We start from the raw sequence: 12,829 nt of genomic DNA on the forward strand, positions 1-12,829 counted from the left end.
AGCCACGCTGGACCGGACTTCTCAGCGGCGTCCCGCCTGTTCAACGGCGGGACGGCCCGGTTCGTTCGATCCGGCGGCGGCCTCGGGCCGCTCGCCGATCCAGTCGAGCAGCGCGCGCAGGCCATCGTCGAGCGTCCACTTCGGGTGCCAGCCGAGCTCGTTGATCGCCGGCTCGATGTCGCAGCTCGCGGCGCGTACGTCGCCGTCACGGAATTTCGGGACGACGGTCGGTTCGGGCGCATCGCACATGGCGGCGATCTTGTTGGCCAGCTCGTGGATGGTGGTGGCATGGCCGGATCCGATGTCGAGGCAGCGCGGCTGGGTTGCCGGGCGCTCGACCGCCGCGAACAGCGCGTCGACGACCGCGTCGATGTAGACGAAATCTCGCACGATCCGGCCATCTTCGTACACCTCCAACGCAAGTCCCTGGCGCGCCAACCGCGCGAAGAGGGCGACGATTCCGGTGTACGAATTGGTCAGCGACTGCCCTGGCCCGTAGACGTTCTGCAAACGCAGCACGCTGAGGTTGGTGTCGTGCGCGGACGTCCAGGCGCCCAACAGGTGTTCTTGGGCGAGCTTGGTGGCCGCGTACACGTTGGTGGGCCGAGGTTCGGTCCGGTCGGCGCGGCTCGGCAGCGGCACCGCCTGCTCACCGGCGGGGCCTTGCGGATCCCAGCGACCCGCGACGAGCTGCGCGTGGCTGCGGGGTCGCGGGTAGAAGATCTGCGAGCCGGATTGCCATGAGCCCTCGCCGTACACCGCCCTGGATGACGCCAGGACGAGCTGTTCGGGCACGATCCCGGAACGGCTCAAGGCGTCGAGGAGCTGGGTGGTTCCCACGACGTTCACCGAGCCGTGCCGCGTCGCCTCGGACAGCGATTGCGCGGTTCCCGTTTCGGCGGCCAGGTGAACGACTTGGGAGGGGCGGAACAAACGGAGCACCGCGTCGAAGTCGGGCGCGTGGGTGACGTCGCCGGTGAACAACCGCACCGACGGCGGCAGCTCGACCGGCCGATCTCCCCCGTGCACCTGCGGATGCAGCACGTCCATCACGGCGACGTCGTATCCGGCCTCGATGAGACGACGTGCGAGCGCCGAACCGATGAATCCTGCCCCGCCGGTGATGAGCACGGACGCTGACACGAAACGACGCCTCCCTTTTCGGATGCCGAGGAAATCATGCGACCGGCACACTCGCCAAGATCGCGGTCCGGTCGATCATATCGGGCACTTACCGCGGTATCAGGCGATTCTGCTTTAGCGGCTCGGCGGCACGTCAGACCGCACCCGATGCGCGAAAGGCGCTATGCCCAAGTCCCCCTGTGCCGGTGGGCCATTGCGACGACCTCCATCACCGGCCTTGCGATGGCCGGCCGGAAAAGCCGGAACAGCATGCTGTTGGACAGGCCGTGAAAATCCTCGTACGCCTTACGGAAATCACGCTCGCTCGCGCGGTAGGACTCGAAAACGCGGTCCAACGTTGACGTGTCGATCGGGTCGTCCTGCGCGGCCTCGCGAAGCGCTTCGTAGACCGTGGAAATCCAGTCGGCACCGAAAAGATTCGCGACGGGGCCGCAGTGTCGCTGCCGGTGCAAGCCGGGGGTCAGGAACCCCTCGATGGCGTCCTCGTCCTTGGCATGCAATTCGATGGGCAACTCCGTGGAGATTCGCTTCATCTCTCGGCGCCAGTCCGTGAGAAGGTTCGCGTAGTCGACGAATATCCGCGGCACTCCGCGTGAATTGCGTTCGGCGAGGATGTTGCATTTCAGCCACAAGGCGCTCGCGAGTGCGGGAGAGACGTGCCAGGACTTCGCGATCGACGATATGACTTCCTGCGGATGACGTACCGCGATCACCGCGGCGACGTCGAACCCCGCCCCGCGTGCCGCCTCGAACCATAGGTCGGACAGTGTCGTGATCCTGGGTTCTTTGATCACCACGAGCGGCGCCGCCGGCAGCGTGGACAGATACTCCGCGACCTTGGCGACGCAGACCTTGTTTTCTTTGGTCGCCGCATCGTGGTCCAGAAAGCGTAACGAGGGGTCGTACCAATTGGTCCCCAGACGGCGCAGGATCGTTTCGTTGAGCGAGATGGCCGCTCGCGGTTCCCAATACCCGAGTGGATTGTTGGCGTCGGCGCCAAGCATCGCGGCCGGCAGCGTGCCACCGCACAGCGAGAGCACCCGGGTAAGCGCCGAGGTTCCCGACCGCTGAGGTCCCAGCACGAAAAGGGCGACCGGACGGTTTCCGGAGCGAAGCGGGTTGGAGGACGTGACAGCGTTTTCGACGGGCTTGGTCATCCGGGCCAATCTCATGGCGAATCCAGACCTTTCACTGATCGTGCACCTGAGCGACTTTCGAAGTTTGGTTGATATCCGGGGGTTGCCGATTCGGCACGCGCGCGGTCAGCGCGCAGCAATCGTTCGGAATCGACACCGTCGCGCACACAACGATGTCACAGAGATAAGTCCGGCCCGCTCAACAACTTTGGCAAAGAGAAGGCGACGTACCGCGCTCCTCACGCAGAGTCAGGCTTGACTTGTGACCGGCAACTTCTCCCCCCGGTGAGAACCATCGAATCATTGCGCCCGCTAAAGACTATAACCAGGCCCAGACGATCGCGGTGCCGCTTTTACGAAACTGTTTTGCTGACTTAATCTTTGGGGCGTTCTCCCTAGGCCCAGGCTCCCCTGCGCCGGTGAAGCATCGCTGCAACCTCGAGGATCCATTTCACGATAAACGGTCTGAACACCCGGCGGAGCATGCTGTTGGTGCGGACGTGGAAATCCGTGAACGCCACCCGGAAATCACGCTCACCGGCTTGATACGACTCGAAGACCCGATCCAGGGTTGCCACGTGCAGGGGGTAGTCCTGCGCGGCGCCGCGCAGTGCCTCATAGACGGCGGAGATCCAGTCCGCGCCGAAATGGTCCGCCACTGGGCCGACATATCGCTGACGACGAAGTTCGGCGGTGAGAAACTCCGCGATCGCGCTCTCGTCGGCGGTGTCCAGATCGATTTCCAGCGCGGCCGCAATGCGCTTCACCTCTCGATGCCAATCCTCGAGCAGGTTTCCGTAGTCGACGAACACACGCGGCATACCGCGCGTGTGCCGTTCGGCGAGCAGGTTGTATTTGAGCCACAATGCGCTCGACAGCTCCGGCGAAGTGTCCACGTACTTCGCCGCCGAAGCGACAACCTCTTGCGGGTGGCGCACCGCGATCACCGCGGCGAGATCGAACCCGACCTGGCGCGCCGCCTCGAACCACAGGCTCGACAGCGCCGTGATCCTCGGCTCCTTGATGACCACCAGCGGCGCCGCCGGCAGCGTGCCCAGATATGCCGCGATCTCCGCGATACAGGCCGCCTTTTCCTCGGCGCCGAAGGCGCACTCCTCCTGCAGACGCAGCGTCGGGTCGTACCAATTGCTGTCGTGGCGACGCAGGATCGTTTCGTTGAGCATGATTGCCGCGCGCGGCTCCCAATAACCACGCGGGTTGTTCCCGTCGGCCCCGCACATTCCGGCCGGGAGCGTGCTTCCGCACAGTGACAAAACCCGGGTAAGGGCGGACGTCCCGGACCGGGCCATTCCCAGCACGAACAACGCAACCGGACGAACGGCAGTCTCGGGGCGGGCGGATGGCTCGGGGAGATCGGCGGCTTGGCTCGCCCGGGCAGCTGTCATCGCGGACCCACACCTTTCCGTTGCGCGTCACGCGCGCGTCATGCGGCCCCCGGGATCACGGGTCATTATGCATGAGTTTGCAATTTCTGGGGCGAGTTCAATAGAACCCTTCAGCAATGCGGATTAGCAGGCGAAAGGCCGTCGATCTGAACGTCTTTTATCGCTCTAGCTAGAGGTGAGATCGAGGTTATGCGCCGGTTAGTCGCCCGAGGCGGTGTGCGCGGGCGGCCGCCCCTCAGCGACGGCATCGTCCCGCCCACGCACTTTGCGCTTGAAGCGGGATTTGAGCGCGAGTGCGCGCTTTTCCACCAGGAACCAGCTCAGTGCAGCTAATGGAAGAGTGGCGGTGGCAGCAACAACGGCGAACGCAAACGGCGGCAAGAAACCGAGCCCGCAGATCACCAATAACTGTTGCAGGGGCCAGGCATAGATGTACACGCCGTAGGAGAGGTCAGTGCGTAAACGCAAGCGCTGGTTGTGGATCAGCGCACCGGAAACAACGACGGCGTAGGCCAGCGGAATGGCCGCGAGTATGCGGTAATTGGGCACCAGCAAGCCGGCCGCCACCACGATGGCCGCGCTCATGGCGACGAGTGACCATCGAGCGGGAATCATGTCCTGAAATTGATGCAGCAGTGCTCCTGCGGCGAAGACGAGGGAGAAACGCGTGATCATCTGCGGGATCGTCTCCACCGCCCCCACGGGGTAAGACACTAGCGCCGCACCCACCAAGAACAGTGCGAACACCACCGGAGCGGGCCAGCGGCGGTTGAGGAGTCCGGACACGCCGGCAACGGCAACCGCGATGTAGCAAAGTAATTCGAATATCAGGGTCCACAGCACACCGTCCCAGACGCCCGGGAAGGGGACGTTTTTCGGTGTTCCATCGATACCGGTGTGATACACGTTCAGCACGGCGTTGTTCAACACGTACTCGAACGGCGCGGGAGACAGCAGAAGCTTGGCGGGCGAACCACCTTGGATCGCCACGCCGAGCGGCGCAATGACAAAGGCCACCACGACCAGGCAGACCCACAGCCCCGGAAAGATGCGAAGGGTCCGGGCGACGAAGTACTCGCGAAGCCGTGGGTTGCGCACCCAACTCGCCGTGATGAGGAAGCCCGATATCGCGAAAAACCCGTCGACCCAGACCTGAGTGAGCAACTGCTCAATCGGTGGGTAGATTTTGCGGCCGGTGAGCGACCAGGAGTGCTGCAGGATGACACCCGACGCCAGCACCAGTCGCCAGGCGTTCAGTGCGTTGTTTCGGGTATCGAATGCCTGGTCGAGCGTCGGACCCCCCGACCATCGTCGCTTTTGCCGGCGACTGACCGTTGCGTGGGGGCCAGAAACTGTCGGATTCGCGCTCATCTGAACGATTCTCGTCGCCCGGCGCCCTGCATTACTGCGCGGCGCTGTCGGGCAACGACGCGGGAATGCGCAGGAATGAACTGAGCAAACATCCGGTCAGAGTACAGCGCCCACAAAAACTGCACACGAGCAGTCGGACGCGGTCGTGGAATCCTCCGACCGATGTTGGAGCGCTCTTGTCAACTACACGCCCGTCGGTGGCGCACCGCGCAACGCGGTCGCACCGCCTCCCCGGATTGGCGTCAGCCGGCGACGGCCCCCGGTTCGCAGAACGGCGCCCCGAACTCGGTGACCGGTCGGAATCCGCGTTTGCGTACCTTCTCCGCGGCCCGGCGGATCAGCGCGTAGATTCCGACGAACGCCGCATGATCACTCATCACCAAGGGCGTCAGCAGCCGATTGTGCACCAACGAGAACGCCACGCCCGAGGCGGGGTCGGCCCATCCGACCGAGCCGCCCATCCCGACGTGGCCGAAGCCGGGCATCACGCCGCCGATCGGCAAACTGTGATAACCCAGGTGGAAAGCCAACGGCACGTAGATGTTTCGGTCCGGCCGCAGGCTGCGCTCACCCGTCAGGCTCGCCGTCAGGTCGCGGGAGAGGAATCGGATGCCCTCGACCTCGCCACCATTGGCGATGGCGCCGTACATCCGCGCCAGGCCACGCGCCGTGGCCACCCCGTTGGCCGCCGGGATCTCGGCGTCGAGCAGCGGGGTGTCGCCCTGCACCGCCGCGACCATGCCCGGGAAATAGATCGCCCTGAACCCGCCGGAGAGTTCGTTGGCGACCTTGCGCGAGACGTAGTTGACGAGCGAACTGCCCAGCAGGTTCTGCGGCGCGACGATCTCGGCGACCCGCGTTGGGCACCCGGCCGGCGGGCGGCCCAGGTACAGGCCGTCGACGCCCAGCGGCTCGGCGAGTTCCTCGCGAATCAGCGTGCGCATCCCTTTACCGGTCACCGCGCGGCCCAGGCCCGACATTAGCCAGCCGAAGGTCAGCGCGTGGTACGCGGATTTGCCCAGCAGACGCCCGGGAGCCGCCGCGGCCAGCCGCTCCTCCATCACTACGTGATCAAGGAGGTCTTCCTTGGTGGCGCCGCGCAGACCCGAGAGGCCGGCCTGGTGGCGCATCACCTGGCGAACGGTCATGTCGGCCTTGCCGTTGGCCGCGAACTCGGGCCAGTATTCGGCGACCGGGGCGTCGTAGTCGATCAGCCCCCGGTCCGCGAGCCGGTGAATGACGGTGGCGGCCATTCCCTTGGTCGCGGAGAACACCATCGGGGCGGTGTTCTCCGACCACGGCCGCTCGCCGCCCCGGTCGGCAAACCCCGTCCAGACGTCCACGACGGGCTGGCCGTCGACATAGACGGCCAACGCCCCGCCGCCGAACCGGCGGGCGGGAAACATGCTGGAAAAGCTACGAACGACGCACCCGAAGTGTGAGTCCGCCGCGCCGGACACACGGTGACCTGCGTCAAGGTCATCGTGGACACGGACCGCGCGGCGATTGACTCGGCTATCCACCGTCACACTTTGAATTTACTTGGATTACACAACCGGCAGGAGCGAAATCGAGGATTATTGACCTAACCGTTAACCCGACGCGGCCGTCAATATTTGCTGGGCGGCCAGCGCGGGAGTTAGCTCCCCCGCCTTGACCTTTCGCTCGACGTCGGCCCGGATCTTGCGCACCGCCGGGTTGGACGCCAACCGGTCCAACACCGTGTCGCGCACCATCTGCCAGGTCCAGTCCACCAGCTGGCCGCGGCGGCGCGCCTCGAACTCCCCCGCCTCGCTGAGCACCTGACGATGACGTTCGACGGTGTCCCACAGTTCGTCGAGGCCGGTCCCCTCGGCGGCGCTCATCGTGAGAACGGGTGGTCGCCACAGGGTTTCGCGCGGATAAATCAACCTGATCGCCCCGGACAGCTCGCGCGCCGCCGACCGCGCCTCGGGGAGGTGCTTCCCGTCGGCCTTGTTCACCACGACGATGTCGGCGAGCTCCAGCACGCCCTTCTTGATGCCCTGCAGCTGGTCGCCGCCGCGCGCCAGGGTCAGCAACACGAACGTGTCGACCATGTTGGCCACGGTCACCTCGGACTGCCCGACGCCGACGGTCTCGATCAGGACCACGTCGAAGCCGGCGGCCTCCAGCAGCACCGACGTTTCACGGGTGGCCTTGGCCACCCCGCCCAGGGTGCCCGACGTGGGCGACGGCCGAATGTATGCATCCGGGTGCATGGCCAGGCGCGCCATCCGGGTTTTGTCACCGAGGATCGAGCCGCCGGTGCGCGTCGACGACGGGTCGACGGCCAGCACCGCCACGCGATGGCCCCGTTCGATCAGACCCATGCCGAGGGCCTCGATGGTGGTGGACTTGCCCACCCCGGGAGTCCCGGTGATGCCCACCCGGTGCGCGTTGCCCGAGTCCGGCGTCAGCTCCAGCAGCAGCTGCTGCGCCTTCTGCTGGTGATCTTTGCGGGTGGACTCCAGCAGAGTGATGGCGCGTGGCAACGCCGCGCGGTCACCGCTGCGAACCGCCTTGGCCAGCTGCCCCACTGATTGCGCGCTCATCGGGCCGCCGACTGTAACGACGCTGCGAAAAACTGGGGCAAATGTCGCAGTGCCGTTACGCTCGCGAACACGGTTCCGGTCACTGGCCGAGGTCGTAACCCAGCCGCTCGGCGAGCTTGTGCAGCAAGCCGATCGCGGCGTCGGCGATCGCCGTGCCGGGCGGGAAGATCGCGGCGGCCCCGGCCTCGTAGAGCTCGTCGAAATCTCCGGGCGGGATGACGCCGCCGACGACGATCATGATGTCGGGGCGCCCCACCTCGGCCATCGCCTCGCGCAACGCCGGCACCAGCGTCAGGTGCCCGGCCGCCAGCGAGGACACCCCGACGACGTGCACGTCGTTGTCGGCGGCCTGGCGGGCCACCTCCTCGGGCGTGGAGAACAGCGATCCGACGTCGACGTCGAAGCCGATGTCGGCGAACGCCGTCGCGATCACCTTCTGGCCGCGGTCGTGGCCGTCCTGGCCCATCTTGGCCACCAGGATCCTGGGGCGGCGGCCGTCGGCCTCGGCGAACTTCTCGACGAGTTCGGTTGCGCTGGCCATGTTTCCGGCCTTTCCAGCTTCGTCGCGGTAGACGCCGGCGATGGTACGGATCTCCGCCTGGTGACGGCCATAGACCTTCTCCAGCGCGTCGGAGATCTCACCGACGGTGGCCTTGTGGCGGGCCGCGTCGATGGCCAGCGCCAGCAGGTTGTTGCCCAGCCCGTCCTCACCCGCGCGGCCCTGCGCGGCCGCCGCGCGCGACAACTCGGCCAGCGCGGCGTCGACGGCCTGCTGGTCGCGGCTTTCCCGCAGTCCCTTGAGCTTGGCCAGCTGCTCGGCACGCACCCGGCTGTTCTCGACCTTGAGGACCTCGACCTCCTGGTCCTCTTCCACCTGGTACTTGTTGATCCCGATCACCGGCTGGATCCCGGAGTCGATGCGGGCCTGCGTGCGCGCGGCCGCCTCCTCGATGCGCAGCTTGGGAATCCCGTCACTGATGGCCTGGGCCATGCCGCCGTGCTCGGTGACCTCGGCGATGTGGGCGCGGGCCTTCTGCGCGAGCTGATGGGTCAGCCATTCCACGTAGTACGAGCCCGCCCACGGGTCGATGGGCCGCGTGGTGCCCGACTCCTGCTGCAGCACCAGCTGGGTGTTGCGCGCGATGCGCGCGGAGAAGTCGGTGGGCAAGGCCAGCGCCTCGTCCAAGGCGTTGGTGTGCAGCGACTGCGTGTGCCCCTGGGTGGCGGCCATCGCCTCGATGCAGGTGCGGGCGACGTTGTTGAAGGCGTCCTGTGCGGTCAGCGACCAGCCCGAGGTCTGCGAATGTGTGCGCAGCGACAGCGATTTGGCGCTCTTCGGGTCGAACTGGGAGACCAGCTCGCTCCACAACAGCCGGCCCGCCCGCAGCTTGGCGACCTCCATGAAGAAGTTCATCCCGATGCCCCAGAAGAAGGACAACCGCGGTGCAAACTTGTCGATGTCCAGCTCGGCGTCCAGGCCGGCCTTGATGTAGTCGACCCCGTCGGCCAGGGTGTAGGCGAGCTCCAAATCCGCTGTGGCACCGGCTTCCTGGATGTGGTAGCCGGAGATCGAGATGGAGTTGAACTTCGGCATCTTGGCGCTGGTGTAGGCGAAGATGTCGGAGATGATGCGCATCGACGGTTTGGGCGGATAGATGTAGGTGTTGCGCACCATGAACTCTTTGAGGATGTCGTTCTGGATGGTGCCGGCCAGCTTCTCCGGCGGAACGCCCTGCTCCTCGGCGGCCACCACGTACAGCGCCAGGATCGGCAGCACCGCGCCGTTCATGGTCATCGACACCGACACCGTCGACAGATCGATGCCGTCGAACAGTTGCCGCATGTCGAGGATGGAATCGATTGCCACACCGGCCATTCCGACGTCGCCCTGCACTCGCGGGTGGTCGGAGTCGTAGCCGCGGTGGGTGGCCAGGTCGAAGGCCACCGACAGCCCCTTCTGGCCGGCCGCCAGGTTGCGGCGGTAGAAGGCGTTGGACTCGGCGGCCGTGGAGAAACCGGCGTACTGCCGGATCGTCCAGGGCTGGTTGACATACATCGTCGGGTAGGGCCCGCGGACGAACGGCGGTTCGCCGGGGAAGCTGTGCAGCGGATAGCCGTCGCCCTCGACGGCGGCGCGGTCGGCGGCGATGTAAACCGGTTTGACGTCGATGTCTTCCGGTGTGTGCCATTGCAGTTGGTCGGGCGTGTACCAGTGCGCGGCCGCGGCGGCGGCCACGTGTTCTTCGACTGCGGCTTCGGTGGCCGGCGCGATGGTCCGCTCGCTGTGCAGCGGCACATCGGCGAAGCTGCCGACAGCAGGTGCAGTGGTTGTCATCCTAACTACGCCCCCAGCCTCGTGAGCAGATCCGACAGTGCTTCGACCGCATTGATTTTCGCGGTCAGGAATTGGTCCGGTTGGTGCTCGGCGTCGGCCACGGCCTTCTCGGGACCGGCCAGATACACCCGGGAAATCCCGGCGCCGCGCGCCGCCTCCACGACGCCGGACGCCTCGTCCCCGTAACGCCTGTCGGTGCCGCAGATAACCGCCACCGTCGGCGTCCCTGCCTCGGCCACGGCCGCCGCGACACCGGCGGCGTCGACGGTTCCGGGGTTGACCGCCTCGATGCCGCCGGAGGCCAACAGGTTCGAGGCGAACGTCGCCCGAATGTTGTTCTCGGCCAACGGACCCAGGGGCAGCAACAGCGCCTGGGGCCGCGAGCCGGTGCGGGCCACGAAGGCGTCGGAGCGGTCACGCAGGGCTTCGAACTCCGCCGCGTACCGCACCAGCTTCCCGGCCGCCAGCGGCGAATACGACGAGTCGCTTTGCGGCAGCGGTGGTTCGGTGAGGTTCGGGAATTCGTTGACGCCCGTGATCGCCGTGCGTCGGTGCGCGATGTCGTCGCTGCGACGGGCCGCGATCTCGCCGATCTGACCGGCGATGAAGTCGACGGCCTCGGTGAATCCGCCGTGCGCCTCGATGGCCTGGAAATGCTGCCAGGCCTGCTCGGCCAGCCGGGCGGTGAGGTCCTCCACGAACCACGACCCGCCGGCCGGGTCAAGCACGCGGCCCACGTGTGACTCCTCGAGCAACAGCAGCTGGGTGTTGCGTGCGATGCGGCGCGCGAAACTCGTTGCGATGTCCGGAAATCCGCCGTCGATCGCCACATCGAACGGGAAGACCAGCAGCGAGTCGGCGCCGCCGACGCCGGCGCCGAAGGCGGCCAGGGTGCAGCGCAGCATGTTCACCCAGGGGTCGCGCTGGGTCATCATCGGCAGCGAGGTCTCGGCGTGGATGACGGCAGCACCGGCATCCGGCTCGCCGACGACCTCGGCGACTCGCGCCCACAAATTGCGCGCCGCGCGGAACTTGGCGATCGTCATGAACTGGTCGTCGTCGGCGGCGAACCGGAAGCTGATCTGCCGCAACGCCTGGCCGATGGGCATCCCCGCCTCGGTGAGCAGCCGCAGGTAACTCACCGCGGCCGCGACACCGGCGGCCAGCTCCCACGTCGCGTTGGCGCCGAGATTGTGGAACGCGGGCCCGTCAACGGTGATCGCCCGCACGCCGGTGTGCTCGGCGGCCCGCTTGGCGACGGTGACCACGTCGTCGATCTTCGGGGCGGCACGGTCACTGAGCGCCGCGGTCAGCGGGTCGCCGCCGAGGTCGATCGACACGGTGGCGCGCTGCTCGGGTTCCACCTCGTCGGCCAGTGCCAGCGCGACGTCGCCGGCCGCCGCGTAGTCGGCGCCGGCTTCCAGGATCAGCGGCGCCATGCTCAGGTAGACACCCTGCAGCGTGTCGGCCAGCTGCTCGGGCGCCACGCCGGACTCCCCGATGCGCAGCACCAGGGCACTGGCCCCGTTGCCCAGCGCGTCGAGCACAGCGGAGTTGACGTCCTTTGCCGCGACGCCCGGCACCGGGGTGGCCGGGAATGCCTCGGCGACCCGCCAGCCGGTCTTGACGTCGCGCAGCGCGTCGCCGCCGCGCACATAAGGCCACTCACCCGGGAGCGGCGGTTCGGGCAACTCGTCGAGCGCGGTGTAGAGCGCGCGAATCGCGACCCCGTCGTACGTCGGGGTTTCCAGCAGCCGCTCGGGCGCGTCCCCCAACTGCTCGGGGTCCTTCCGGGTGCTCTTGGCCAGCACTCCGGCGACCGCACTGCGCCAACGCCCGCGAACCTGTTCTAGGCCGGCGAGCTCGGGTACATCAATGGACACCGATTGCTCCCTTTTCCCAGCATTTGGGCTACAGCTTTGGGGATACCACTTAGCTATTGAGGCTAATTGATGGGAGCTCCCCGCTAAAAACCGCCAGGTGCCGCGAGCCGACCGGACTCACGACGAAACGCCAGCCATGGGCAACGCCCAATTCATCTGCGCCCCGTAACCTTGGATGCCGTGCCGGCTTCCGCCACCAGCAAAATCACCGCGACGCTTCGCGATCTCGGCTGCGCCATCCGCGCGGCCGGGCGCAGCGTCTCTCGGTCGCGGATCGTCTGGACAGTGGTGGGCATCACAGCGTTTCTGGTTCTGGCGTCGTTGCTTCCGCTGCCCTCACCGGTGCAGATGCGCGACTGGGCCCAGTCACTCGGGCCGTGGTTCCCGCTAGCGTTTCTGGTCGCGCACATCGTCGTGACGGTGGTGCCCATCCCGCGCACCGCGTTCACGCTGGCGGCCGGGTTGCTCTTCGGCCCGCTGCTGGGCGTTGCCATCGCGGTGGTCGCCAGCACGGCAAGCGCGATGATCGCCTTGCTGCTGGTGCGTGCGGCCGGGTGGCGATTGAACCGCTTGGTGCGCCACCGATCGATCGACACGGTGGAGGAGCGGCTGCGGCGACGGGGCTGGCTGGCCATCGTGTCGCTGCGATTGATTCCTGCGGTGCCGTTCTCGGCGCTCAACTACGCCGCCGGCGCGTCGAGCGTGCGGGTACTGCCCTACGCGTTGGCGACGCTGGCCGGACTGTTGCCCGGTACCACCGCCGTTGTCGTCCTGGGCGACGCGCTGGCCGGTCATCCCAGCTCGCTGCTGTATCTGGTGTCGGCGGTCACCAGCGCGCTGGGCCTGGCGGGCTTGATCATCGAGGTCCGCCACTTCCGTCGGCACCACCGCCGTGCACACCGTCACCTCGACGACGAGCTCTCCCCCGAGCCGGCCGCCGTCAGCTGATCCACCAACTCTGTCGAGAGCGCCGCGCGAGGCG

The 12,829-nt window shown here is 66.8% G+C and carries 9 protein-coding genes; 1 reads left to right on the forward strand and 8 read right to left on the reverse strand.

Annotation, left to right across the window (positions count from 1 at the left end):
* Positions 1 to 21 precede the first annotated feature (21 nt).
* The 8 genes from G6N26_RS06860 to mutA form a co-directional block, all read right to left on the reverse strand.
* Positions 22 to 1,131 carry an NAD-dependent epimerase/dehydratase family protein gene (locus tag G6N26_RS06860; protein ID WP_083018228.1) on the reverse strand — a complete coding sequence of 370 codons (1,110 nt, stop codon included), beginning with the start codon at positions 1,129 to 1,131 and terminating at the stop codon, positions 22 to 24.
* A gap of 173 nt (positions 1,132 to 1,304) precedes the next feature.
* Positions 1,305 to 2,315: a sulfotransferase family protein gene (locus G6N26_RS06865; protein WP_083018230.1), complete on the reverse strand. Its 1,011-nt coding sequence runs from the start codon at positions 2,313 to 2,315 to the stop codon at positions 1,305 to 1,307.
* A 359-nt stretch (positions 2,316 to 2,674) separates the two neighbouring features.
* Entirely contained in the window at positions 2,675 to 3,589 is a 915-nt protein-coding gene (locus G6N26_RS06870) for a sulfotransferase family protein (protein WP_083018299.1), read from the reverse strand.
* 294 nt (positions 3,590 to 3,883) lie between these two features.
* A complete protein-coding gene (locus tag G6N26_RS06875) occupies positions 3,884 to 5,056 on the reverse strand; it encodes an acyltransferase family protein (protein WP_083018232.1) in 1,173 nt (390 codons plus the stop codon).
* Between the two features lie 242 nt (positions 5,057 to 5,298).
* Positions 5,299 to 6,585: an esterase/beta-lactamase LipL gene (gene lipL / locus G6N26_RS06880; RefSeq protein WP_083018233.1), complete on the reverse strand. Its 1,287-nt coding sequence runs from the start codon at positions 6,583 to 6,585 to the stop codon at positions 5,299 to 5,301.
* Between the two features lie 63 nt (positions 6,586 to 6,648).
* Entirely contained in the window at positions 6,649 to 7,629 is a 981-nt protein-coding gene (gene meaB / locus G6N26_RS06885; protein WP_083018235.1) for a methylmalonyl Co-A mutase-associated GTPase MeaB, read from the reverse strand.
* Between the two features lie 79 nt (positions 7,630 to 7,708).
* Entirely contained in the window at positions 7,709 to 9,964 is a 2,256-nt protein-coding gene (gene scpA, locus G6N26_RS06890; RefSeq protein ID WP_083018237.1) for a methylmalonyl-CoA mutase, read from the reverse strand.
* A gap of 5 nt (positions 9,965 to 9,969) precedes the next feature.
* Positions 9,970 to 11,847, reverse strand: a complete 1,878-nt coding sequence (gene mutA / locus G6N26_RS06895; protein WP_083018239.1) for a methylmalonyl-CoA mutase small subunit — start codon at positions 11,845 to 11,847, stop codon at positions 9,970 to 9,972.
* Positions 11,848 to 12,027: 180 nt separating this feature from the next.
* Here mutA and G6N26_RS06900 point away from each other — a divergent pair, with 180 nt between their 5' ends.
* Positions 12,028 to 12,795: a TVP38/TMEM64 family protein gene (locus tag G6N26_RS06900; protein WP_139799143.1), complete on the forward strand. Its 768-nt coding sequence runs from the start codon at positions 12,028 to 12,030 to the stop codon at positions 12,793 to 12,795.
* Positions 12,796 to 12,829: the final 34 nt, after the last annotated feature.

Source organism: Mycobacterium marseillense, assembly GCF_010731675.1.
Lineage (GTDB): Bacteria > Actinomycetota > Actinomycetes > Mycobacteriales > Mycobacteriaceae > Mycobacterium > Mycobacterium marseillense.